This window comes from Kitasatospora sp. NPDC058190 (genome assembly GCF_042883685.1).
Taxonomy (GTDB): domain Bacteria; phylum Actinomycetota; class Actinomycetes; order Streptomycetales; family Streptomycetaceae; genus Kitasatospora.
Map to the genome: position 1 here is coordinate 1 of NZ_JBHVVI010000132.1, position 22,919 is coordinate 22,919.

General features: G+C 74.1%; 26 protein-coding genes and 1 pseudogene. 15 read left to right on the plus strand and 12 right to left on the minus strand.

Annotated features, from left to right (window positions below; all coding sequences use genetic code 11):
* The first annotated feature begins 165 nt into the window (after nucleotides 1–165).
* A complete protein-coding gene (locus ACFVWU_RS37840) occupies nucleotides 166–603 on the plus strand; it encodes a Fur family transcriptional regulator (protein ID WP_387629546.1) in 438 nt (145 codons plus the stop codon).
* 36 nt (nucleotides 604–639) lie between these two features.
* On the opposite strand, the gene ACFVWU_RS37845 is transcribed toward ACFVWU_RS37840, so the two are convergent.
* Entirely contained in the window at nucleotides 640–1,134 is a 495-nt protein-coding gene (locus ACFVWU_RS37845; protein WP_387629548.1) for a hypothetical protein, read from the minus strand.
* Between the two features lie 167 nt (nucleotides 1,135–1,301).
* Here ACFVWU_RS37845 and ACFVWU_RS37850 point away from each other — a divergent pair, with 167 nt between their 5' ends.
* Entirely contained in the window at nucleotides 1,302–2,018 is a 717-nt protein-coding gene (locus ACFVWU_RS37850; protein WP_387629551.1) for a PIG-L deacetylase family protein, read from the plus strand.
* Nucleotides 2,019–2,048: 30 nt separating this feature from the next.
* Here ACFVWU_RS37850 and ACFVWU_RS37855 read toward each other — a convergent pair whose 3' ends face one another.
* From ACFVWU_RS37855 to ACFVWU_RS37880, 6 genes and pseudogenes are all read right to left on the minus strand, one after another.
* Nucleotides 2,049–2,693: a maleylpyruvate isomerase family mycothiol-dependent enzyme gene (locus ACFVWU_RS37855; protein ID WP_387629553.1), complete on the minus strand. Its 645-nt coding sequence runs from the start codon at nucleotides 2,691–2,693 to the stop codon at nucleotides 2,049–2,051.
* A 12-nt stretch (nucleotides 2,694–2,705) separates the two neighbouring features.
* On the minus strand, nucleotides 2,706–3,662 hold the full coding sequence (metF, locus tag ACFVWU_RS37860; RefSeq protein WP_387629555.1) for a methylenetetrahydrofolate reductase [NAD(P)H]: 957 nt from the start codon (nucleotides 3,660–3,662) through the stop codon (nucleotides 2,706–2,708).
* A 265-nt stretch (nucleotides 3,663–3,927) separates the two neighbouring features.
* Complete coding sequence (locus ACFVWU_RS37865) at nucleotides 3,928–4,170, minus strand: acyl carrier protein (protein WP_387629557.1); 243 nt, start codon at nucleotides 4,168–4,170, stop codon at nucleotides 3,928–3,930.
* 55 nt (nucleotides 4,171–4,225) lie between these two features.
* Nucleotides 4,226–4,642, minus strand: a complete 417-nt coding sequence (locus ACFVWU_RS37870) for a holo-ACP synthase (RefSeq protein WP_387629560.1) — start codon at nucleotides 4,640–4,642, stop codon at nucleotides 4,226–4,228.
* A gap of 1 nt (nucleotide 4,643) precedes the next feature.
* A pseudogene (locus ACFVWU_RS37875) lies at nucleotides 4,644–4,868 on the minus strand (hypothetical protein); the annotation flags it as partial.
* A gap of 311 nt (nucleotides 4,869–5,179) precedes the next feature.
* Nucleotides 5,180–6,352, minus strand: a complete 1,173-nt coding sequence (locus ACFVWU_RS37880; RefSeq protein WP_387629562.1) for a trans-sulfuration enzyme family protein — start codon at nucleotides 6,350–6,352, stop codon at nucleotides 5,180–5,182.
* A 199-nt stretch (nucleotides 6,353–6,551) separates the two neighbouring features.
* Between ACFVWU_RS37880 and ACFVWU_RS37885 the strand changes: the two genes are divergently transcribed.
* From ACFVWU_RS37885 to ACFVWU_RS37900, 4 genes are all read left to right on the plus strand, one after another.
* Complete coding sequence (locus tag ACFVWU_RS37885; protein ID WP_387629599.1) at nucleotides 6,552–6,920, plus strand: BlaI/MecI/CopY family transcriptional regulator; 369 nt, start codon at nucleotides 6,552–6,554, stop codon at nucleotides 6,918–6,920.
* A complete protein-coding gene (locus tag ACFVWU_RS37890; protein ID WP_387629564.1) occupies nucleotides 6,917–7,810 on the plus strand; it encodes a M56 family metallopeptidase in 894 nt (297 codons plus the stop codon). Before ACFVWU_RS37885 ends, ACFVWU_RS37890 begins: the two co-directional genes overlap by 4 nt.
* Nucleotides 7,811–7,967: 157 nt before the next feature.
* Nucleotides 7,968–8,288: a heavy-metal-associated domain-containing protein gene (locus tag ACFVWU_RS37895; RefSeq protein ID WP_387629566.1), complete on the plus strand. Its 321-nt coding sequence runs from the start codon at nucleotides 7,968–7,970 to the stop codon at nucleotides 8,286–8,288.
* A 113-nt stretch (nucleotides 8,289–8,401) separates the two neighbouring features.
* Nucleotides 8,402–8,683 carry a metal-sensitive transcriptional regulator gene (locus ACFVWU_RS37900; protein WP_380613096.1) on the plus strand — a complete coding sequence of 94 codons (282 nt, stop codon included), beginning with the start codon at nucleotides 8,402–8,404 and terminating at the stop codon, nucleotides 8,681–8,683.
* 102 nt (nucleotides 8,684–8,785) lie between these two features.
* On the opposite strand, the gene ACFVWU_RS37905 is transcribed toward ACFVWU_RS37900, so the two are convergent.
* Nucleotides 8,786–9,328 (minus strand): MOSC domain-containing protein, encoded by a 543-nt coding sequence (locus ACFVWU_RS37905; protein ID WP_387629568.1) that lies wholly within the window; start codon nucleotides 9,326–9,328, stop codon nucleotides 8,786–8,788.
* Between the two features lie 47 nt (nucleotides 9,329–9,375).
* Entirely contained in the window at nucleotides 9,376–9,978 is a 603-nt protein-coding gene (locus ACFVWU_RS37910; protein WP_387629571.1) for a TetR/AcrR family transcriptional regulator, read from the minus strand.
* A 110-nt stretch (nucleotides 9,979–10,088) separates the two neighbouring features.
* Here ACFVWU_RS37910 and ACFVWU_RS37915 point away from each other — a divergent pair, with 110 nt between their 5' ends.
* On the plus strand, nucleotides 10,089–11,636 hold the full coding sequence (locus tag ACFVWU_RS37915) for an FAD-dependent monooxygenase (protein WP_387629572.1): 1,548 nt from the start codon (nucleotides 10,089–10,091) through the stop codon (nucleotides 11,634–11,636).
* 12 nt (nucleotides 11,637–11,648) lie between these two features.
* Here the strand turns inward: ACFVWU_RS37915 and ACFVWU_RS37920 are convergent, their stop codons facing one another.
* Nucleotides 11,649–12,047 carry a DUF4345 domain-containing protein gene (locus ACFVWU_RS37920; protein WP_387629574.1) on the minus strand — a complete coding sequence of 133 codons (399 nt, stop codon included), beginning with the start codon at nucleotides 12,045–12,047 and terminating at the stop codon, nucleotides 11,649–11,651.
* Between the two features lie 110 nt (nucleotides 12,048–12,157).
* Between ACFVWU_RS37920 and ACFVWU_RS37925 the strand changes: the two genes are divergently transcribed.
* Together ACFVWU_RS37925 and ACFVWU_RS37930 are read left to right on the plus strand one after the other, a co-directional pair.
* Nucleotides 12,158–12,775, plus strand: a complete 618-nt coding sequence (locus tag ACFVWU_RS37925) for a TetR/AcrR family transcriptional regulator (protein WP_387629576.1) — start codon at nucleotides 12,158–12,160, stop codon at nucleotides 12,773–12,775.
* A gap of 130 nt (nucleotides 12,776–12,905) precedes the next feature.
* The gene (locus ACFVWU_RS37930) at nucleotides 12,906–14,105 is read left to right on the plus strand and encodes a cytochrome P450 (protein ID WP_387629578.1); all 1,200 of its coding nucleotides are present in this window, start codon (nucleotides 12,906–12,908) and stop codon (nucleotides 14,103–14,105) included.
* 13 nt (nucleotides 14,106–14,118) lie between these two features.
* On the opposite strand, the gene ACFVWU_RS37935 is transcribed toward ACFVWU_RS37930, so the two are convergent.
* Both ACFVWU_RS37935 and ACFVWU_RS37940 read right to left on the minus strand, forming a co-directional pair.
* A complete protein-coding gene (locus tag ACFVWU_RS37935; RefSeq protein WP_387629581.1) occupies nucleotides 14,119–14,904 on the minus strand; it encodes a phosphotransferase enzyme family protein in 786 nt (261 codons plus the stop codon).
* A gap of 65 nt (nucleotides 14,905–14,969) precedes the next feature.
* Nucleotides 14,970–16,172 (minus strand): Dyp-type peroxidase, encoded by a 1,203-nt coding sequence (locus ACFVWU_RS37940; protein WP_387629584.1) that lies wholly within the window; start codon nucleotides 16,170–16,172, stop codon nucleotides 14,970–14,972.
* Between the two features lie 31 nt (nucleotides 16,173–16,203).
* On the opposite strand from ACFVWU_RS37940, the gene ACFVWU_RS37945 reads away from it, so the two are divergent.
* The 6 genes from ACFVWU_RS37945 to ACFVWU_RS37970 all read left to right on the plus strand — a co-directional run bounded on the left by ACFVWU_RS37945 (nucleotide 16,204) and on the right by ACFVWU_RS37970 (nucleotide 22,541).
* Nucleotides 16,204–17,562: a nitrous oxide reductase family maturation protein NosD gene (locus tag ACFVWU_RS37945; RefSeq protein WP_387629586.1), complete on the plus strand. Its 1,359-nt coding sequence runs from the start codon at nucleotides 16,204–16,206 to the stop codon at nucleotides 17,560–17,562.
* Nucleotides 17,563–17,851: 289 nt separating this feature from the next.
* Nucleotides 17,852–18,580: a TSUP family transporter gene (locus ACFVWU_RS37950; RefSeq protein ID WP_387629588.1), complete on the plus strand. Its 729-nt coding sequence runs from the start codon at nucleotides 17,852–17,854 to the stop codon at nucleotides 18,578–18,580.
* A gap of 132 nt (nucleotides 18,581–18,712) precedes the next feature.
* Nucleotides 18,713–19,942: an MFS transporter gene (locus tag ACFVWU_RS37955; protein WP_387629590.1), complete on the plus strand. Its 1,230-nt coding sequence runs from the start codon at nucleotides 18,713–18,715 to the stop codon at nucleotides 19,940–19,942.
* A gap of 126 nt (nucleotides 19,943–20,068) precedes the next feature.
* Nucleotides 20,069–20,716: a hypothetical protein gene (locus ACFVWU_RS37960; RefSeq protein ID WP_387629593.1), complete on the plus strand. Its 648-nt coding sequence runs from the start codon at nucleotides 20,069–20,071 to the stop codon at nucleotides 20,714–20,716.
* Nucleotides 20,713–21,066 carry an ArsR/SmtB family transcription factor gene (locus tag ACFVWU_RS37965; RefSeq protein ID WP_380613110.1) on the plus strand — a complete coding sequence of 118 codons (354 nt, stop codon included), beginning with the start codon at nucleotides 20,713–20,715 and terminating at the stop codon, nucleotides 21,064–21,066. Before ACFVWU_RS37960 ends, ACFVWU_RS37965 begins: the two co-directional genes overlap by 4 nt.
* A gap of 110 nt (nucleotides 21,067–21,176) precedes the next feature.
* Complete coding sequence (locus tag ACFVWU_RS37970; protein ID WP_387629596.1) at nucleotides 21,177–22,541, plus strand: MFS transporter; 1,365 nt, start codon at nucleotides 21,177–21,179, stop codon at nucleotides 22,539–22,541.
* The last annotated feature ends 378 nt before the right edge of the window (nucleotides 22,542–22,919 follow it).

Genomic DNA, 22,919 nt, shown 5'->3' on the forward strand with positions numbered 1-22,919 from the left:
GGCAAGCAGCGTACGACCTGATCCACCTGGAAGCACGAGACGCCCCTCTCCGCGGAGAGGGGCGTCTCGTGCTTCCGCCCGGCGGGCGGCGGTTTCCCGGGGCGGCCGGTCGCGGGGCGCAAGCTACGATGGGACCAAATCTTTGGTCGACCCGGGTAGGGGCTGATGGCGCGCGAGACTCTGGCTGCGGACCGCGAGACCGCCGTTCAGCAACTGCGGGACGTGGGGTTGCGGGTGACCGGGCCGCGGCTGGAGGTGCTGCAGTTGCTGGCGGCCGAGCCGCACCAGGACGTCGAGTCGATCACCGAGGCGGCGCGGGAGCGGTTGGGGACGCTGACCAGCCAGGCGGTCTACGAGATGCTGCGCAACTTCCTGGAGACCGGGCTGGTGCGCAAGTTCGAACGGCCGGGCCGGACGGCGGTGTTCGAGTTGTCCGGGCCGCCGCACCACCACGCGCTGTGCAGCCGGTGCGGGCGGGTGGCGAACGTCGAGGTCGAGGCGCCGGCGCCGCCCCGGAAGGGACTGCGCGGCTGGCGGGTGGACGACACCGAGCTGGTCTTCCACGGAGAGTGCCCGGACTGCCGGGGGCGCCGGCCGGAGTGACCGGTCGGCGCCCCCCGAGGTCGGTCGGCCGGCGGGTCAGCCGGCGGCCGGGGCAGGGGTCGGCCAGACGATGCCGGCCTGCACCACATGCGCCGGGGCGGGAGCGGAGGGGGTCGGGTCCGGCCAGACGATGGCCGCCCGCGCCACGCCGGGCTGGGCCGAGGCGGCCGGGGTGGTGGAGGGCCAGAAGGCGGGCCCGTACTCGGCGTAGAGCGCCGGCAGGACGGAGCCGTCGCACCGGTCGGGCACCCGGTGGCCGCGGGCGAGCAGGCGGCGGCGCAGTTCGGCGTGGTTGTAGATCTCGCCGTTGAACGCCACCAGGATGCCGTCCTCCAGGACGTGCCCGAGCCGGTACGGCTGGTCGCCGCCGTGCGGGTCGGTGACGGCCAGCCGGTTGCAGCCGAGGGCCCAGCCGTCGCCGGTCAGGACGCACTGGCGGTCGGGTCCGCCGTGGTGCTGGCGGGCCGAGACGCGGGCCAGGTCGGCCCGGCCGGCCGGGCCGCCGCCGAGGCGGCCGAAGATCCTGCACATCGCGTGTTCCCCTTCCCGGTGTTCCCAGCCCAGTTATTGGGCTGGGCCAAATCTTTGACTGCCCTTCCTGTCCTCATCGCGCCATGGCCGGTGTGCGCCAGCCGATTCCGTTGTGCACCGGCCCGCCGGAGGGCGAAGCTGGCGTGGTCCCGCCGAGAGGAGGCCTGATGACCGCGAGCCCCGCGCCCCGACGCGCCCCGGTGGTGACCGCGCACCCCGACGACACCGAGTTCTGCGTCGCCGGCACGGTGATGCGGTGGACCGCCGCGGGCACCGAGGTGACCCACTGCGTGCTCACCGACGGCGACAACGGCGGCTACGACACCGCCCTGCCCCGGCAGAGCATCGGCCCGCTGCGCCGCGCCGAGCAGCGGGCCGCCGCCGGGTACACCGGGGTGCGGGAGGTCCGCTTCCTCGGCCATCCCGACGGCCGGCTGGAGCCCACCATGGAACTGCGCCGGGACATCGTCCGGGTGATCCGCCAGGTCCGGCCGGAGGTGGTGGTGCTGCCCAGTCCGGAGATCAACTGGGCCCGGATCGCCGACACCCACCCGGACCACCGGGCGGCCGGCGAAGCGGCACTGCGCGCCGTCTACCCGGACGCCCGCAACCCCTTCGCCCACCCGGAGCTGGCGGCGCTGGGGCTGGAGGCCTGGGAGGTGCCGGAGATCTGGCTGATCATGGGCCCGACGCCCAACCGCTTCGTGGACGTCACCGACCTGTTCGAGCGCAAGCTCGCCGCGCTGCGGCTGCACACCTCGCAGACGGCCCACCTGGACGACCTGAAGGTGCTGCTGCACCGCTGGCAGACCGAGCACGCCGTGGCCGGCGGCCTGCCCGAGGGCCGGCTCGCCGAGGCGTTCCAGGTGGTCCGGCTGGACTGAGGCACCCACCGTCCACCTGGACCGGGACACCTACCGGTAGATGACCAGCTCCTCGCGGACGGCCCCGGCCAGCCGGTAGCGCTCCGGCCGGACCGGGCGCCCGGTGTACATCCTGATCAAGGTGCCCTCGTCGCAGCTGAGTTCGGCCGCCGCCCGGCCGTCGACGACGTTGCCCATCACCCAGTCCCCGCACGGGGTGACCGCGCAGACCCGCGGGGTGAGGCGCTCGCGGCTGACGGTGGCGAGCAGGGCGAGCGCGTCCTCCATGCCGAGGCTCTCGTACGCCCCGGGGACGCCGAGCGCCTCCCGGACGTCCCCGGCGTGCACCCACTCGCCGAGCGCGATCACGTCCAGCGCACCGTCCGCCGCCTCGATGGCCGGGCCCGCCTCGGCCATGCCGGACTCCAGCTCGTCCAGGATCCGCCACACCGGCCAGTCGGCGCGCTCGGCGACGTCGGCGGCGTTGTGCTCGGGGGTGAAGCCGGGCAGTCGGCCCTCGACGATGCGCATCAGCGCGGCGCCGCAGTGGGCGAGCAGCTCGCGCACCGTCCAGTCCGGACAGGCGGTGGGCAGCTCGAACCGCTCCAGCGGGGTGTCACGCAACAGGGGCAGCAGGGTCTGGCGCTCGGTGCGCAGGAGTCTGCCCGGGCGCGCCGGGTCGCGGGTGGTGATCATGGGGCTCTCCCGTCAGATAGGACTGCTGATCAGTGGCCGGGCCTGGCGCTCCTGCGGGAGGCGGTCCAGCCCTCGGACAAGCCCGAGGTTGTGGTGGATCTCCAGGGCGGCGGTGGAGCGGTTCAGGGTGATGAAGTGCAGGCCGGGCGCTCCCTCCCGGAGCAGCCGCTCGGCCAGCCGGGTCGCGTGCTCGACGCCGATCCGGTGCGCCGCCGCCCGGTCGCCGCGGGCCGCCTCCAGCTGCCCGGCCAGGCCCTGCGGGAAGGAGGCGCCGCTCAGCTCGGCGAAGCGGGCGATCTGGCGGACGTCGGTGGCGGGCATGATCTCCGGAATGACCGGGGTGTCGCAGCCCGCCGCGGCGAGCCGGTCGCGCAGCCGCAGGTAGTGCTCGATCTCGAAGAACATCTGGGTGACGGCGTAGTCGGCGCCCGCCCGGCACTTCGCGGTGAAGTGCCGGATGTCGTCCTCCCAGTCCGTGGAGCGCGGGTGGCGCTCCGGGAAGGCCGCCACGCCGACCGAGAAGGCGCCGAACTCCTTGACCAGGTGGACCAGTTCGATCGCGTGGCGCAGGCCCTGCGGGTGCGGCTCCCAGGTGCCGTTCGGGTTGCCCGGCGGGTCGCCGCGCAGCGCGAGCACGTCGCGGATCCCGACGTCCGCGTAGCGCCGCAGGATGGCCTGGAGTTCGGCGGTGGAGTGGCCGACGGCGGTCAGGTGGGCCACCGGGCGCAGGGTGGTCTGCGCGGCGATCCGCTCGGTGGTCCCGATGGTGCGGTCGCGCGAGGAGCCGCCGGCGCCGTAGGTGACCGAGACGAAGGTCGGCGCGACCGCCTCCACCCGCCGGATCGCGGCCCACAGGGCGCGCTCGCCGGCCTCGTCCTTGGCCGGGAAGAACTCGAAGGAGTACGTCCGCTCGCCCGCCGCGAGGATCTCGCGCAGGCCGCGCGGGCCGCTCCGGATGGTCTGGTCCATGGCTGTCACCTCGTGTGGTGGGGTCGGTCGGCTGTCCAGGGCTGCGGCCGGCCCGGTATGCGGTCGGCCGCGCCCATCCTGCCCGTCGACCGCAACAGCACTGGTACAAGGCCGACTTGAGGCCAGGTCGAGATCCGCTGGAGGACGCGGCCGCCGCTCGGGACGAGGGCGGCGGCCGCGTCCGGCGAAGGGCCTGTCGGCAAACTCCCGCCTGCGGGGCGAACGACGGGAGTTCGACGACAGGCCCAGGCGCGTTCGCCGAGCGTCAGTGGACGGCCGCGATGAGGAAGCGCTCCTCGATGATCCGCAGCGTGCGCAGGTGGTCGACCTCCAGCACGGTCATGTCGATCTTCCGGCCGCTGACCTGCTCCAGCAGGAAGACGAACTCGACGAAGGAGAGCGAGTCGATCAGCCGGTTCTCGATCAGGTCGAGGTCGGGGGCGATGTCGGTCCGTTCGGGGTGGCGCTTGAGGATCCAGGCCTTGATCGGCTGCAGGGTGTCGGACACGGTCGTACTCCTTTGTCGTGGTGCGAGTGGGGGTGGGGGCAGTGGATTCGAGGGCTCAGGCGGCCGGGATCGGCGCGCCGACCGCGACGGCGCAGTCCACGTCGTGGCTGATGCTCACGGTGATCCCGCTGATGCCGGCCTCGGCGGCCAATCGGGCGGCTCGGCCGTGCAGTTCGATCAGCGGCCAGCCACCGACCGCCTTGCGGACCTCGATGTCGAGCCGGGGCAGGATGCTGTCGGCGACCCGCAGGGTCTTGAAGGCGGCCTCCTTGGCCGCGATCCGGCCGCACACGGCGAGCACGTTGATCCCGTCCTCGGTGCGGCAGTCGGCCAGTTCGCCTTCGGTGAGCAGTTTGGCGAGGATCGACTCGCCGTGCTCACCGAGCAGTTCGCGCACCCGTCCGGCCGACACGATGTCCATGCCGAGGTTGGCCCAGCCGGCGGGGGGCCCGGGCTCCGCGGCGGCGGTCATCTCAGACCGCCGTACCGGCCTGCCGGGCGGCCTGCTCGACGGCGGCGGTGGCCGCCTCCCAGCTGCCGTGCCGGCGGGTCAGGGCGGAGAGCCAGCGCTCCAGGCCGAAGGCCGCGCAGCTGGTGAAGGCGGCCTCGCCGGTACCGGCGACGGTGATGCCGCAGCGCTCGCCGAAGAAGTTGCGGTGCACGTTGACCGAGGCGATCGCCAGGCCGTCGTACAGGAAGCCCGCCGTACGGCGAGGCGGCCGCGAGCTCCGGGTCCACGTGGAAGGGCTGCGGGTCGTACCTCTCGCCGAAGGCGACGATCTCGTCCGCCGTCACGGTCACGGTGCCGAGTTCGAACACGTCGCCGGGCTTGAAGTCCTCGAAGAAGTACACGGATTCCCCTGCCGTCGGCACCGGGCGGCGCTGGACGCACGGACCCCGGCGCGGGCTGTTGAGACTCCCTCACCGTAAGCACGGCCAATGATTTGGTCAACCCAAAAGAACGAGCGAGTCAGGAAAAGCGCCGGAGGCCCGATCGGCCGGGGAGGCGTCAGACCAGCTCGGACAGGGCCTGCCCGAGGTCGCGCCAGAGGTCCTCGACGTCCTCGATGCCGACCGACAGCCGGACCGTCCCCGAACCGATCCCGGCCGCCCCGAGCTGCTCGTCGCCCAGTTCGCGGTGCGAGGTGGAGGCCGGATGGGTCACCAGGGTCTCCACCCCGCCGATGGACAGCGCGAGGCGGGCCAGCCGGACGGCCCCGATGAAGCGGCGGCCCGCCTCCCGGCCGCCGGCCAGGTCGAAGGAGAGCATCCCGCCGCAGCCGTCCAGCAGCCGGTCCGCCACCGCCGGGTGCGCGGCCAGCCTGCCGGCCAGCAGCGCCGCGTTCTCACCGTGCGCGCGCATCCGCACCGCCAGCGTCTGCAGCCCGCGGATGGTCAGCCAGGCGGCGAACGGGTCAGGGGTGGCGCCGAGTTCGACCGCGCGGGTCCACACGGCGCGGTGCAGCTCGCGGTCGGCGAAGACCGCCACCCCGCCCAGCACGTCGCTGTGCCCGGCCAGGTACTTGGTGCTGGAGTGCACCACCACGTCCGCGCCGTGCTCGATCGGACGGCAGAGCAGCGGCGAGGCCAGCGAGTTGTCCACCACCCCGAGCAGCCCGTGCGCCCGGCCTGCCGCCAGCGGCGCGGGCAGGTCGCAGACCCGGGTGGTCGGGTTGGCGATGGTCTCCAGCAGGAGCAGCCGACTGTTGGGCCGCCGGGCGGCGGCGATCTCCCCGGGGTGCTCGGCGTCCAGGTAGCTGGTCTCGATGCCGTAGCGGCGGCCGAGGTCGGAGAGCACCGAGTAGGTGCCGCCGTACAGGCACTTCTGGGCCAGCACGTGATCGCCCGGCCGGAGCAGGGACAGCAGCACGGCGCTCATCGCACCCATGCCGGAGGCCGAGGCGATCGCCGCCGCGCCGCCCTCCAGCGCGGCCACCGCCCGCTCCAGGGCGCGCACCGTCGGGTTGCCGCGCCGGGTGTAGACGAAGTCGCCCTCCGAGCCGGCCATCGCGGCGGCGATCGCGTCCGCGTCGTCGAAGGCGAAGCCGGTGGTCTGGTGGATCGGCACGCTCAGCGGGCCGGTCCGGCCCTCGGCGGCGGCGTGCACCACCAGGGTGCCGGGGGCGATGGAGGCGAGTGGGGTCAAGGCGGCCGCCGGCGCGGCCGGTTCGAGAGTCGTCATGGCGCCAGAATGAGCCCGATCCCCTGGGTACTGGCAAGGGGTATCCCGAAATGCCCGGATGCTTCCTCAGGCTGACAGGGCTTTCGCTGTGACGTCCTGCACATACCCCACCCCCCTTTGGTAGTTTTCCCTCCCCTCGGCCGACCCACCGCCCACCATGACGGACGCGACGACCACCACGGCGGTGGGAGCACCGGAGATGCGGCGCTCGGGCGAACTCGAGGCGGAGATCATGGACCGGCTCTGGTCCTGGGGCGACCCGAGCACGGTGCGCAGACTCGTGGACGACCTCACCACCCACCGTCAGATCGCCTACACCACCGTGATGACCGTGGCCGAGATCCTCTACCACAAGGGCCACCTGCGCCGCCGCAAGGAGGGCCGGGTCTGGCTGTACGAGACGGTGCGCAGCCGCGAGGAGTACACCGCCGCCCTGATGGCCGACGCCCTCACCTCCAGCCCCGACCGCTCCACCGCCCTGGCGGCCTTCGCCGAGCAGATCACCCCCGAGGAGCAGCAGGCACTGCGCGCCGCGCTGGAGACGCTGCTGGCCGAGCGCGCCGAGTGACCGCGCTGGCGGCGTTACTCCTCGCGCTGTACGCCGGGCTGGTCGGCACGGCCCTGCCGGGCACGCTCGCCCGGGCCGCGTGGCCGCAGCGGGCCCCGGCCCTCGCGCTGGCGGCCTGGTTCGGGCTGGCGGCGACCTTCACCGTGGCTGTCGCGCTGGCCGGGTACCACCTCGCGCTGTCCGGCTCCCGGGCGCACGCCCACGGCCTGTTGGCACTGTTCGAGCCCGGGGCTCCGGTCTCCGGCGCCGAGGGTCCGGCCGTCCTGGTCCCGATCGTGCTCGGCGCGGCCTGGCCGCTCGCCCGGATCGCCCGCGCCGCCCGCCGGGCCCGGCGCGACCGGGCCACCCACCTGGACCGGCTCACCCTCGCCGGACGGCCCGACCCGCGGCTCGGGGCGGTGCTGCTGGACCACCCGGTGCCGGTGGCGTACTGCCTGCACCGGGGGCCGGTGGTGATCAGCAGCGGGGCGGTCGTCCAGCTGACGGACGGCCAACTGCGGGCCGTCGTCCAGCACGAGCGCGCCCACCTGGCCGGGCGGCACCACGTCCTGCTGGTGACCGGGGCCGGCCTCGCCGACGCCTTCCGGGCACTGCCGCTCGGCCGGGGCCTACGGGCGCACGTGGCACCGCTGCTGGAGATGCTCGCCGACGACCGGGCGGCCCGCACCTGCCGGCCCGAGGACCTGGCGGCGGCGATGTGCGAGGTCGGCGCGCTGCGGCCCTCCCCCGCCACCCTTCCGGCGGGCGGCGCCCGCACCCTGCTGCGGATGCGGCGGCTGCTGCGCCCGGCACCCCGGCCGCGGTTCGCGGTGCGGCTGGTGACGGTGGCGCTGATCGCGCTGGGGCCGCTGGCACCGTACCTGCTCACCTGCGGGCCGACACCGGGCTGAGGTCGGGCCGACACCAGACTGAGGCCGGGCCCAGCAGTGGAACCGAGGCCGCGTCAACTCTTCCACTTACCCTAGGGGGGTATGGTATGTTCCCAGTGAAGCAGCCGCCCGGACCACTCCGGAAGGCACCGCGCGCACCGACCGACAGGAGCACACCATGAGCGAGACCACCGTCACCGTCGAGTCCTCCGCCACCGAGGCCTCCTCCTGCTGCGGCTCGTGCGGAACCGGCGCCGCCAAGGCCCCCGCCACCGCGACCGCCGAGCGCGCGGTCTTCCAGGTGAAGGGCATGACCTGCGGCCACTGCGTCACCTCGGTGACCGCCGAGCTGAAGAAGGTCGACGGCGTCACCGAGGTCGCGGTCGACCTCGCCACCGGCCAGGTCACCGTCGACAGCACCCAGCCGCTCGCCGACACCGACGTCGCCTCAGCCGTCGACGAGGCCGGCTACGACCTGGTCGGCCGCCTCGACGGCTGAGGCCGACCGGCCGTCGGCCCGGACGGCACCCCCGTACGTCCGGGCCGCCTCCCCTCCCACCGCGCCCCGGTAGAGTGGGAGCACTCCTCACCGCACAGGAACCGGAGACGGCCATGGCCAGCTACAGCCCCCACAAGGACGACTTCCTCAAGCGGCTCCGCCGCATCGAGGGCCAGATCCGCGGCCTGCAGCGCATGGTCGAGCAGGACACCTACTGCATCGACGTCCTCACCCAGGTCTCCGCGGCCAGCCGCGCCCTGCAGTCCTTCGCCCTCCAACTCCTGGACGAGCACATCGAGTGCTGCGTCCGGGACGCCATCGCCGAGGGCGGCCAGGAGGCCAACAGCAAGATCCGCGAGGCCAACCAGGCCATCGCCCGCCTGGTCCGGTCCTGACACCGGCGCATACGACGGCAGGCCCTCCGGTCACACCGGAGGGCCTGCCGCATGACGGGGTGGGGGTATCAGCGGGGCGCCGGAGGGATCGCCGAGCGGGTGTCAGACCCTCTCGAGCGGCCGGTGCGGCCCCTCCGGCAGCTCCACGACGATCGCGTCACCGGGCCGCACCGGCCCGCCCGCCCGGACGACGCCCATGATCCCGGCGCGGCGCACGATCGTCCCGTCCTCCGCCCGCCCGACGACCTGCTTCAGCAGCCCCGTCCGGTAGTTGTCGATCTGCGCGCACGGGTTGCGCAGGCCGGTGACCTCCACCTCCGCCTCCGGACCGATCCGCAGCACCGCGCCGACCGGCAGGCCGAGCAGGTCCAGGCCCTCGGTGGTGATGTTCTCGCCGAGCGCGCCCGGCGCCACGTCGAAGCCGGACTCGCCGAGTTCCGCGAGCAGTTCGCGGTGGATCAGGTGGACCTGGCGCAGGTTGGGCACGGTCGGGTCCTGCGCGACGCGCGAGCGGTGCTTGACCGTCACCCCGGCGTGCACGTCGCCCTCCACCCCGAGTCCGGCGAGCAGCGTGATGCCCTCCCGGTTCGGCTTGGTGAACGAGTACTCGGCGTTGCTGCTGACTGCCACCACGGTGCCGCTCATGCGCTTCGGATCCTCCTCGCGGACGTACGTTCGACCGGGATCGAAGCCTAGCTCCCGCAAGGCGCCCTGAGCAGCGGCAGGACGATCTCGTCCAACACCTCGGCGACCACCCGGTCGGACGGCACGGCACCCTCGATCAGGAACGCGTCGCGCAGCAGGTCCAGCGGCAGGGCGACCACCCGCGCGGTGAGCCGCCCCGGGTCGATCTCGCCCCGCTCGGCGGCCCGGCGCATCATCGCGGCCAGGCTGCTCACCGGCCCGTGCTCCGTGAGCCCGCTGCGGAACAGGCCGCGCAGCTCGGGGACGCGCATCAGGTCGACCAGCAGCCCGTGGACGGCGTCCATCGGCAGGTCGTCGAAGCGGTGCAGCAGCCCGCCCAGGAACTGCAGCAGGTCGGTGCGCAGGTCGCCGGTGTCCGGCGGCTCCCGGTAGTCGGGGGCGTTGCGGCCGAGGGCGGCCATCACCAGCTCGACCCGGTTCGGCCAGCGGCGGTAGAGCACCGGCTTGCTGGTACGGGCGCGGGCGGCGACGCCGTCCATGGTGAGCCGGTCGTAGCCGTGCTCGGCGAGTTCGGCCCAGACGGCGTCGAGGATCGCCCGCTCCAGTTCGTCGCCGCGCCGTCGCGGGGCACCCGGCCGTCCGCTCGTCACCAATGTCCGCACCCGACCCTCATAGATACGTTGCGTTTCTTATCGGGGTGAGCCTACAGTCGAAGGCAAGAAACGCGCCGTATCTTACGGCCGGGATCAGGGGGTTCGTCATGCACGCCGCACTCACGAACGACACCGCACCCGCCACCGACGTCCTGGTGGTCGGCGCCGGCCCGGTGGGTCTCGCGCTCGCCATCGGACTGGCCCGCGCCGGGGTCGACTGCCGGATCATCGAGCGGGACCGGGAGTTCCGCACCGCCGGCGTCCGCGGCAAGGGCGTCAACCCGCGCACCCTGGAGGTCTTCGACGACCTCGGAGTGGTCGAGCGGATCCTCGAGCGGGGCGTGCTCAACCTCAAGCTCCGCGTCTACGAGGGCGACCGGCTGCTCCAGGAGGTCGACCCCGGGGCCGGCAACCCCGCCACCCCCGACCGCCCGTACGCGGGCATGCTGCTGCTCGCCCAGCACCAGACCGAGGCCGTGCTACGCGAGCGGCTCGCCGAGTTCGGCGTCACGGTCGAGACCGGCACCGAGCTGACCGGCTACACCCAGGACGGCGACGGCGTGCTCGCCACCGTCCGACGGGACGGCCGGAGCACCCGGCTGCGCGCCCGCTACCTGGTCGGCTGCGACGGCGGCCGCAGCGCCGTCCGCAAGCTGACCGGCATCCCCTTCCTCGGCGAGACCTGGAACGAGGAGCGTTTCATCATGGCCTCGATGGACGTCGACGGCCTCGACACCGACCACATGCACCTCTGGAACCACCCGAAGTTCGGGGCCGGCGCCATGACGCTGGTCCCGATGCGGCAGGACGCCACGTGGGCCGTGCACGCCGCCGTCGAACCGGACGAGCACGGCGAGCTGCCCGCCCCCACCCTGGACACCTTCCGCCGGCTCTTCGCCGAGCGGGCCGGCCTGCCCGGGGTCCGGATGCACGAGCCGATCTGGTCCACCGTCTGGCGCCCCACCGTGCGGGTGGTCGAGCGCTACCGCGACGGCCGGGTCCTGCTCGCCGGGGACGCCGCGCACTGCCAGTCCGCGGCGGGCGGCCAGGGCATGAACAACGGCATCCAGGACGCCCACAACCTCGGCTGGAAGCTGGCCGCCGTGCTGCGCGGCGCGCCCGACGCGCTGCTCGACAGCTACCAGGACGAGCGGCTGCCGACCGCCCGGGCGAGCCTCGCCGCCACCTCCGCCCACCACAGGACGGCGTTCGGCGGCAACGGCGCCGGCGCGCTGACCGACCAGTTCCGCACCCTGGCCGTCCAGGGCGCCGACCTCACCGGACTCTCCCTCGACTACCGCGGCGGGCCGCTCGGCCTCGACCTCGACGAGGCCACCGGCGTCCGGGCCGGCGACCGCGCCCCGGACGCGCCCTGCACGACCGCCGACGGCACGCCGACCCGGCTGTTCGACCTCTTCCGCGGACCGCACTTCACCCTGCTGACCTTCGGTGACCACCCGGGCCTGGCCGAACTGCCCGCCACCGCCGGGCTGCGCCGGGCCCCCGTGCTCGACCCGGGCGGGCACGCCGCCCGCGCGTACGGGCTGCGCGGGGACGCCGTGGTGCTGGTCCGACCGGACGGCCACGTCTCGCTCACCGGGGCGACGGCCGACGCGGGTACGGTCCTCGACCACCTGCGGACCTTCGCCCTCTGACCGTCCGGCCCCTCAGGCCCGGACCGCCCGCTCGTCGGCGTCGGCGTCGGCGTCGGCGAGCCAGAAGTACACCGGCGAGAGCCCGAGTTCGATCACCATCAGCACCACCTGGAACCCGTGCGGCCACCCGTCCACGACGATCGCCAGCACCCGCCCGAGGCCGCCCAGCAGGAACACCGCCGTCAGCCACCGGACCACCCGGGCGGGCACCGGCGCCTGCCGGGCGGCCCAGATCCAGGCCGCGCCGTACCCGGCGAAGATCGCGCCCATGAAGCGGCCGAAGCTGTCGATCGTCGGGCCGGGGTCCGCGATCCCGGGGATCGCGGCGTTCCCGCCCAGCACGTGGAAGAGCCCGATCGCCACACAGGCGACCCCCATGATCCACGCGAGCACCCGCAGCGTCCTCGCCATGAGCCCATCCCCCCACTACCGGCCTGCCTGACCTGTCGTCAGGTCTTGGTTGACACGTGTCTACCAAGCTAGCGCCGACTGGTGGACACGTGTCAAGTAACCTGTCCGGCATGTCAGTCCAGGAACGCCGGAAGCGCCTGTCCCCCACCGAGCGCCGCGCCCAGCTGCTCGCCGTCGGCGCCCGGGCCTTCGCCGCCCGGCCCTACGAGCACGTGCTGATGGAGGAGGTCGCCGAGCAGGCCGGGGTGTCCCGCGCCCTGCTCTACAAGCACTTCGCCAGCAAGCACGAGCTGTTCGCGGAGGTCTACCGGCAGGCGGCCGGGGACCTGCTGGTGAAGAGCCGCTTCGACCCGGCGGACACCTTGGTCGAGCAGCTGGTCCAGGGCATGGACGCCCACCTCGACTACTTCATCGCCAACCGGCACGCCGTCCTGGCCGCCAACCGCGTCCTCGTCGGGGACCCGGTGATCCAGACCATCATCACCGAGGAACTGGACACCCTGCGCGGCCGCCTGCTCGGGGTGCTGCCGCTCACGGACGAGAGTGCGCTCCGGGCCGCATCCCAAGTCCTGCGCAGCTGGCTGGTGTTCGTACGGGTGCTGGTCGTGGACTGGCTGACGGAGCAGAGCTGCACCCGGACCGAGCTGCGCGACGCCTGCATCGGCGCGGTGCTGGGTGCGCTGCGGCCGCTGCTGCCGGCCGACCCGGCGCCCGAATGGGGGCGGTGAGAGCCCGAACCGGGTTCGGACGCGTACCATCGGGCATAACAGGAAAACCGCCTGAAGGGCTCAATTCCCTCAGAAAATACGACAGTTGGATGCTCGCGCCCCACAGGACCGCCCACGCCCGAAGGGATCCATGTCCACCGCCGCCCCCGACACCGACACCCCGCTCCCACCACTCCACCGGCTGCCCTTCACCCCCGCCCGGCCGCCGCACCCGACCACCCTTCCGGACGGGACCCCCGCATGGCTCGTCACCCGCTACCACGACGTCCGGCAGGCCCTCGGCGACCCCCGTGTCACCCGGGCCGATCTGCACGAGGTCGGGCCCGCGGGCAACACCGCCGACGTGGCCGCCAACCCGGCCTCCCTGTTCAACCAGGACGGCCCCGCACACCGCCGGCTGCGCGCCACCGTGCAGAAGGCCTTCACCCCGCGCGCCATCGCCGGCTGGCAGCCCTGGGTCGCGGCGGCCGTCCAGCAGGCGGTGGACGCACTGGTGGCCGGCGGGCCCCCCGCCGACCTGGTCGCGGCCTTCACCCGGCCGGTGCCCTACGCGGTCACCACCCGTCTGATGGGACTCCTCGGCGACGGTCCCGACCACCTCGACGAGGACCGGCTGCGGCGCTGGACCCTCGCCCTCCTGGCCCAGGGCGGCGACCCGAGCGAGCACCACGGCGAGGCGCTCGCCGAATTCCAGTCCTTCACCTACGAGTTGATCGAGCGCCGACGGCGCAAACCCGGTGATGACCTGGTCAGCCGACTCGTCCGGGCCGCCGACCAGGACGGCGGCGTCCCCGAGGACGCGCTCGCCTTCCTCGTCCTCGGCCTCACCGCCAGTGGCAACGAGAGCGTCACCGGCGCCCTCGGCAACGCCCTGGTCTACCTCCTCGGCGAACGCGCCGACCACTGGCCCCGGCTGGCCGACCCGGGCATCACCGAGCACACCGTCGAACGCCTCCTCCACTTCATCCCCCTCGGCGACGACGAGACCACCGCCCGCCGCACCGACGCACCGATCGAACTCGGCGGCGTCACCATCCCGGCCGGCGCCGTCCTCGCCGTCAGCATCGGCAGCGCCAACCGCGACCCCGCCGTCCACCCCGACGGCCTCGACGCCGACCTCGGCCTCCCGCTCGCCGCCCCCACCCTCGCCTTCAGCGCCGGCCCGCACTACTGCATCGGCGCCTGGCGGGTCCGCCTGGAGATGCGCGAATCCCTCCGCCGCCTGGCCACCGCCCTCCCCGGCCTGCGCCTCACCACCCCGCTCGACCGGCTCCCCTGGCAACTCGGCACCACCACGCGCGGCCCGGCCGCCGTCCCCGTCACCTGGTGATCAGGGCGCGGCCTCAGCCGTCCAACAGGGCGCGCTCCCAGCGCACTTGGCGCTGCTCGATCCAGTCGGCGTCGCCGCGCCAGATCTCACCGTGGCCCTCCGCCCACAGTCGCGCCCAGGGCTGGACACCCCGTCCGGCCTGCGCGCGCAGGAAGTCGTGCATGGAGCGGGTGCGACGCCCCAACAGCGGGACCAGGCGGCGCCGTTCGCCCTCGTCCAGCCCGTAGGCGTCGGCGAAGACCCGCACCCGCTGCCCGGCGTCGGCGCGCTGCCAGGCCGGATCCGCCGACAGCGGGACGAAGCCGTGCAGGGCGTAGGCGACGTCCCACAGCCGGGAGCCGGGGGCGGCGGCGTCCCAGTCGATGAAGGCGAAGCCGCCCCCGCCGTCGGCCACCAGGTTCCACGGGGCCAGGTCGTGGTGGGCGATGATCTCGTGCTCGTCCGCCGGGATCAGCACCTGCCAGCGGGCGTCCGGCGGTGGCGTGAAGTCCCGTACGGCGTCGTGGAACTCCCGGATCAACCGGGCGACGCGGGCCAGCCGCTCCACCGGCTCCACCAGCGCGAAGCGGTCCGGCCAGACCACCTCGCCCGGTACGAAGTCGAGCACCTCCCGCCCCCGGTCGTCCAGACCGAGCGGCCGGGGAGCGCCCCGGAACCCCACCGCGTGCAGATGCGCGAGCAGCGCGTGCACGGCGGGCGTCCACGGCCCGGCCGGGCGACGCACGGTGTCCCCGACCCGGACGACACCGACGCTGACGTTCCCGCCGCTCAGCGGCTGCTCCACCTCATGATGATCCATCACGCCAGTCTGCCACGCGGCCCGCCACCCATCACCGGGGCCAACAGCCCGCCGGACACCACCCGCTACGCCCACAGGCCCTCGCCCAGCACCCCGCCCTCCGGCGCCCCCGGCAGCACGTAGGCCACCGCCGAGGCCGTGTGCACCAGGAAGGGGTTGAGCGCATCCTTCGCCGCCAGCCGCTCCTGCACCTTGCTGAACTGGGCCGGGTCGCGGACGAAGGCGCAGAACAGCAGGCCCCGGTCGTCCGGGGCGTCGTCGTAGCTGTAGCCGCGCCGGAGCATCCGGGCGCCGGCGTCGAGCCGGGGGCTGGTGAGGCGGACGTGGGCGGTGTTGGGGATGACGTAGGAGCCGTCGGGGTTCTTGGCGTAGATGTCGGGGTCGTCGTGTTCGGCCGTGCCGGTGAGCGGGGTGCCGTCGGTGAGGCGGCGGCCCATCGCGAGGTTGCGGCGGTCCTCGGGGAGGGCGGCGAAGGCGGCGGTGTCCATCCGGATGCGGCGGTAGACCAGCACCGTACCGTGCTCGTACGGCCCGGGCGGGCCCCAGACCCACTGGCGGGTGGCCGTCTCGTCCGGGTTGGCGGTGCCGTCCTTGAAGCCGAAGAGGTTGCGCGGCGTGGTGCCCGGGGCGGTTCGGGCCAGGAAGCCGGACTGGGTCCAGCGGACGGCCGCCCCCGCCGACCTGCCCGCCGCGCCGACGAGTTCGGCGAGGACCGTGAGCGGCCAGCGGTCAGCGGCGCACAGCTGCACCACCAGGTCCCCGCCGCCGCGCGCCGGGTCCAACCGGTCGCCGGGGAAGGCCGGGACGTCCGCCAGCGCGGGCGGCACGTTCAGGGCCAACCGCGCGGCCAGCCCCGGGCCGACCCCTACCAGGCTGGTGAGCTGTGCCGGCTCCGCGCCCCGCAGGCGCGGGTCCGCCGAGGTGCCGCCGGCCGCCTCGGCGAGCACCCGGGTCAACTCGCCCAGCAGGGAGCGCAGTACGGCGCGCCCGTCCGAGGTGACGGCGGGCGCCAGGTCGAGGGCCAGCAGCACCGTGGCCGGCTGCTGGGGGGCCGTCACCCCGGCCTGCCGCTCGCCGTGGAAGGGAACGGCGGCGGGTGCGGAGGGGGGCGGGGGCGAGGCGGCGGGCCGCCCGCGCCCCAGCGCGACGAGCCCGGCACCGATCCCGGCGGCCAGCCCCGCACCGCCGCCCGCGATCAGCACCCTTCGGTCGACGCCGCTTCCGGCAGCTCCCGGTTCTTTCCGCGCCTTTCCGGTTTCGGCATGCATGACCGACATTGGAGACGATAGAACACCCCTTATGCAACTTTTGACTATCCGTCAACTCGACTCCGATTCCCGACCGGTCCGTGGACGGACCTCGCTCCGGGTCCTCCCCGCGCTTTTCGCCGCCGCCCTCGCCGTGTCCGGCTGCTCCTCCGCCGCCGACTCCTCCTCCGACGCCCACCACCCGGACGGCACCGTGGTCCGGGTCCCGCAGGACTTCCCGACCATCCAGAAGGCCGTGGACGTCGCCCGCGAGGGCGACACCGTGCTGGTCTCACCGGGCACGTACCAGGAGAGCGTGCGGATCGCCAAGCCCCGCATCGTGCTGCGCGGCACCGACCGCAACACCGTGCTCCTGGACGGCGGCGTACGGCTGGTCAACGGCGTCACCGTGACCGGCCCCGGCTCGGTGGTCGAGAACCTCACCGTGCACGGCTTCCTCGCCAACGGCGTGCTGTTCACCGGCGTCACCGACGAGAAGCTGCAGCAGCGCGGCGCCGGCGGCTCCGCCTACAACCCCCTGGACACCACCCGCTTCCCCGCCGTCCAGGGCTTCCGTGCCACCCGCGTGACCGCCTACAACAACGGCCTGTACGGCATCTACGCCTTCGACGCCCGGGCGGGGGTGATCGAGGACTCCTACGCCTCCGGCGGGGCCGACTCCGGCATCTACGTCGGCCAGTGCAAGCCCTGCGACACCCTGGTGCGCGGCAACACGGTGGAGCGCAACGCCGTGGGCATCGAGCTCACCAACTCCTCGGACGGGCTGTACGTCCTCGGCAACCGCGTGGTCGGCAACCGGGTCGGCGTCACCGTCAACTCCAATGACCTCGAAGCCCTCGCTCCCCAGCACGGCGCCGTGATCGCCGGGAACGCCGTCACCGACAACAACGCCCGCGACACCCCCGAACAGGCCGACGGCGGCTTCGGCATCGGCATCGGCATCGGCGGCGGCACGGCGAACCGGGTCGAGCGCAACCTCGTCGTGGGCAACCTGGCAGCCGGCGTCATCATCACCGACCCGGCCGGCCACCCGGCCGGCGGCAACCAGGTCCAGCGCAACCGCGCCGAGGGCAACGGCGTCGACCTCGTCCTCGCCTCGGCCGACCCCGGCAACTGCTTCACCGGCAACCAGCCCACCGTCCAGAGCCCGCCGGACCTCGAGACCCAGGCCGCCTGCGGCACCCAGGGGCGCGGCCCGCTGGCCGCCGGTCGTGCCGCCTCGGTCCAGGCGCCACCCGGCCTCGCCTTCAACCAGGTCCCGCCCCCGCCCGTGCAGCCGTCCCTGCCCGACCCGAACGCTCCCGCCCGCCCGGCCGTCGGTCTGCCGGGAGCGGTCGACCCGGACTCCTACCCGCTCCCGACGAGTTCCGACGCGCTGCCGAAGCCGTGACCGGGGGCCCGCGCTCCCCGGGTCGGCGGGCGGGGCATGCCGCCCGGCGATCCGGCCGTGGGGCATGATCGGTGCCGACCGACGACCGACCAAGGACCGACCACCGAGCAACCACCGACCGACCGCCGACCAAGGACCGACGCCGTCCGACCGCCGACCGAGGAGCCCGGATGAACCGCCCCGCGCGTACCGCCGCCCTGGCGGCGCCGGCCCTGCTCGCCACCGTCGGCCGTTCGGCCACCCCCGCCCGCTTCGCGGAGTCCTCGCCCGCCGCCGGCGGCCGGCACTGATGGGCGGCTGGGGCGGCGAACTGGTGCTGGGCCTGGTCGTCCTGGTGGGCGCCTCCGTCCAGCGGCTGGCGGGCATCGGTTTCGCCCTGGTCGCGGCGCCCGTCCTGGTGCTGATGCTCGGCCCGAACGGCGGGGTGACGCTGGCCAACTTCGCCGCCGGGGCGATCAGCGCCGTCGGACTGGCCGGGAGTTGGCGGCAGGTCCGGCCGACGGCGATGCTGCCGCTGCTGGTCGCCGCCACCTGCACCGTCCCGGCCGGGGCCTGGGTGGCGGCGAAGGTGCCGACGCCGGAACTGCTGATCGGCATCGGACTGCTGGTCAGCGCGGCCTCGCTGCTGGTGATCCGGGGCGTGCGGGCCGCCGCGCTGCGCGGGGTCGGCGGGGCCCTGGTCGCGGGCGCCACCAGCGGGTTCATGAACTCGGCCGCCGGGGTGGGCGGCCCGGCGATGTCCCTGTACGCCGTCAACTCCGGTTGGACGGCACGGGAGTTCGTGCCCAACGCCCAGTTGTACGGTGTCGTGGTGAACGCCTTCTCGCTGGCGACCAAGGGCCTGCCCGCGCTGAGCGCGCCGGCCTGGGGGCTGGTGGCCGTCGCGCTCGCCGGCGGTGCGGTGGTCGGCCGGTTGCTGGCCGCGCGGGTGCCCGAACACCGGGCCCGGGTCGTGGTGCTGGGGCTGGCCCTGGCCGGTGGGCTGACCACCCTTGTCAAGGGTGTTTCCGGACTCTGACGGCCCGGCTGGGAAGGGCCTGTGAAAGGGCGGCCAAATCTGTAGCGGTCATGCCATACTGCGTCGGTGACCTCAGCCAGCCTAGCGGCACCCCCTCAGCGCAGCAGGCCCCAACTGGGCCGGAAATTCGCCATGCTGTGGTCGGCCTCATCGATCTCAGCGGTGGGCGACGGCATGCGGGACTCATCGCTGCCACTGCTCGCGCTGACGGTCTCGGACTCGCCGAAGGCCGTCTCCCTGGTCGCGGTGTCCGGTTCGCTGCCCTGGCTGTTGATGGCCCTGTTCGGCGGCGTCATCGCCGACCGCTTCGACCGCCGCCGGCTGATGTGGACGATCGACATCGGACGCGCCGTCATCGTGCTCGGCTTCGCGACCTGGGTCTTCGTCGCCACCCCGCCGCTGGCCGCGCTCGCCGCGCTCGCCTTCGTCCTCGGCTGCGGGGAGACGGTCTTCGTCAACGCCGCCACCTCGGCCATCCCGGACGTGGTCCGGCCCGACCAGCTCGACGCCGCCAACGGCCGACTGCAGGGCGGTCTGCTGGTCGGCCGGATGGCCGGCCCGCTGGTGGGCACCACCCTCTTCGCCCTCGCCGCCGGGTACCCCTTCACGGTGGACGGCCTGTCCTTCGCGGCCGCCGCCGGCCTGGTCTTCCTCACCGGCCGCTCCACCGCCCCCCGGACGCAGACCGGCCGCCCGATGGTCGCCGACATCCGCGAGGGCGTCCGCTGGCTCTACCAGCACAAGCAGCTGCGCCTGGTCGCCACCCTCTCCGCGCTGGCCGGCGGCGCCTCCGCGCTCGGCATCACCATGCTGGCGCTGCTGGTCACCCGCACCCTGGACGCCCCGACCTGGGCCTACGGCGCCGTCCTCGCCTCCGGCGTGATCGGCGGCACGGCCGCCAGCACCCTGGCCGGCCGGCTCAGCCAGCGGATGGGCCGCCGGGCCCGGATCGCCCTCTCCTTCGTGCTGATGGGCTCCGCGCTGCTGCTGATGGGCCTGAGCCCCTCGGTGATCCTGGTCGCGGCGCTGTTCGCGGTCGGCAACTTCGGCGTGGTGACCTGGAACGTCCAGGCGATCTCGCTGCGCCAGCAGATCGTGCCGAAGGAACTGCTCGGACGGGTCAACAGCTGCTACCTGATGCTCACCCGGATCGGCATGCTGATCGGCGCGGGCCTCAGCGGCTGGATCGGCTCCGCCGTCAACGTCCGCACCCCGCTGGTGATCAGCGGCGCCCTGATCCTCGCCGCGCTGTTCGCCCTCCCCCGGATGGGCAACCTGGAGCCGGCCCCCGTCCCCGCCGCCGCCCCCGCCGAGGAGCGACCCGTCGAGGACGCCCGGTCGGCCGAACAGACGGCGGACTGACGGACGGATTGACGGACGAGCCGCCTCCCCCGCCGGGGGGAGGCGGCTCCTTCTCCCAGGCGAGGCACGCCGACCGGCCCGGCTGCGACGGTGGAGGCACAGCCCCGCCGAACCGGAGAACCGAGCGTGACCGCCGTCGCCCAACCGCCACCCACCACCGGCCGCCTGCGGGCCGCCTGGGCCGTCGCCCACACGCCCGTCCCCGGCGTCCCCCGCTGGGCCCGGTCCGCCGCCCGGGCGGTGCCCTTCACCGTCCTGCCGTCCAGCGCCTGGCGGATCGCCACCTGCACCTTCCACGCCCCGCTCGACGGCGGCGCCGTCCAGGACTCCGGCAACCTGCCCTGGTGGCTGCCCCTGGAGCTGTACGTCGTCCTGCTGTCGGCCGTCTCGGAACTGCTGGCCTTCGCCGCCCTGGGCCTGATCGCCCCCTGGGGCGAGGTCTTCCCCCGCTGGCTCCCCGTCCTGCGCGGCCGCCGCGTCCCGGTCGCGGCGGCGGTCGTCCCGGCCGCGCTGGGCGCCACCGCCCTCGTCCTCATCACGACGCTGTTCACCGTGATGGTCTCCACCGGCCGCACGATCCAGGGCCGTCCGCTGCGCGGCGGCATCCCGGTGTTCACCGGCGACTGGCACACCGTCGTCCTGGTCGTCTGCTACGCCCCGCTGCTGCTCTGGGGCCCGCTGCTGGCAGCCGTCACCGTGGCCTACTGGCGCCGCAGGCGTCGGCCGTCAGGTACGCACGCGTGCACACGGCCAGGGCCTACGATGGCCGGATGAGCACCGGCGCGGATCTGGCAGATGCACACCGCTCGCAGCAGCGGGCCGAGGCGCGGCTGGACGTCGCCGCGTCCGTCCTCGCGCTGCTGGCCGACCGGACCAGGCTCGCGCTGCTGGAGCGGCTCGGGCGGGGCGAGGCGGACGTGACCACGCTGACCGAGGCGACCGGAGCCGCGCGGCCGTCGGTGAGCCAGCACCTGGCGAAGCTGCGGCTGGCCGGGCTGGTCGCCACCCGCAAGGACGGACGGCGGGTCGTCTACTCGCTGCGCCACGGGCACCTGCGGCGACTGGTGGACGAGGCGCTGAACGTCGCCGACCACCAGATCGGGCACCTGCCGCCGCACGACTGAGCCCGGGCGGCTCCCGGCCGTGGAGCCCTGCGACCAATAGGTGCACACGTATGCACGCATTAACTATGATGGACCCGTCACCCCCCCACCGCCGCCCCGGGACGGGACCCATGCTGAGCGTGCTGCGCAACCGCACCTACCGCCACCTGTTCACCGCCCAGGTCGTCGCCCTGGTCGGCACCGGCCTGGCCACCGTGGCGCTGTCGCTGCTGGCGTACTCGATCGCCGGGAGCGACGCCCCCGCGGTGCTCGGCACCGCGCTGGGGATCAAGATGGTCGCGTACGTGACCGTCGCGCCGATCGCCGGAGCACTCGCCGGGCGGATACCCCGGCGGGCCCTGATGGTCACGATGGACCTCACCCGGGCCGGGGTCGCGCTCACCCTGCCGTTCGTCGACCAGGTGTGGCAGGTCTACGTCCTGATCTTCCTGCTGCAGGCCGCCTCCGCCGCCTTCACCCCGACCTTCCAGGCCACCATCCCGGACGTGCTGCCCGCCGAACGCGACTTCACCCGGGCGCTCTCGCTGTCCCGGCTCGCCTACGACCTGGAGTCGCTGTTCAGCCCGGCCCTCGCCGCGCTACTGCTCTCGGTGGTCTCGTACAACTGGCTGTTCACCGGGACGACGGCCGGCTTCCTCGCCTCCGCCGCCCTGGTCGTCTCCGCCGTCCTCCCCAAACCCAGGCCGGTCGACCGCCCCGGCGGGATCTACCGCAAGGCCGCCTTCGGCTCCCGGCTGTTCTGGGCCACCCCCCGGCTGCGTGCCCTGCTGGCGCTGGACCTCGCGGTCGCGGCGGCGGGCGCGATCGTCTTCGTCAACACCGTCAACGTGGTCCGCGACCACTTCCACCGCCCGGCCGGGGCCGTCTCCCTCGCCCTCGGCGCGTACGGCGTCGGCTCGATGCTCACGGCGCTGCTGCTGCCCCGGCTGCTGGCGCGGGTCAGCGACCGGTCCGTGATGCTGCCCGCCGCCTTCGCCCTGCCCTGCGTGCTCCTCGCCGTCACCGCCATCACCGCCGCCCCGGCCGGGACGGGCAGTTGGCTCGCCCTGCTCGCCGCCTGGGCCCTGGTCGGTGCCGGCAGCTCCGCCGTCCTGACGCCCGGCGGCCGGGTCATCCGCCGCTCGGCCGCCGACCCCGACCTGCCCGCCGCCTTCGCCGCCCAGTTCTCGCTCTCCCACGGCTGCTGGCTGCTCACCTACCCGCTGGCCGGCTGGCTCGCGGCGGGCGTCGGGCTGCCCGCCACCGCCGTGGTCCTGGGCGCGGTCGCCCTGGCCGCCGCCGTCGTCGCCACCACCCTGTGGCCCAGCCGCGACCCGGACGCCCTCAGCCACCTCCACACCGACCTCCCCCCGGGCCACCCCCACCTCGCCGGCGCCCACCCCACCCCCACCGGCGCCTGGCAGCACGGCCACCACTACGTCATCGACCAGCACCACCCCACCTGGCCCCGCCGGCACCACCCCGCCCTCGGCTGACCGCGCCCCGCCGGACCCCGACCAGCCCGCGGGAACGCCCGCGGGGATCGGGTGGATCCTGCAATCGGCCTCAGGCCTTCAGGCCTTCAGCAGGCCCTCCGACAGCTCCCACAACCGCCGGGCGTTGTCCGGATCCACCGCGTGGCGCGCCACGCCCTGCAGCGGCACGGCGGAGCGCCGGTCCAGCACCTCGGCCTCGTCGCAGTCCGCGAAGCACCGTCCGCCGACCGGTCGATGCGCTCAACGGCCCCTCCCGGCAACCGGGTTCAGCACGCACAGGTCGGGCGGAGGGGGGGGGGGGGGGGGGCGGCCGCCCCCCCGAGGGTGTCGCCGACCTTCGCCGAGATCGAGGCGACCGTCCCGTCCACCGTCGCGGTC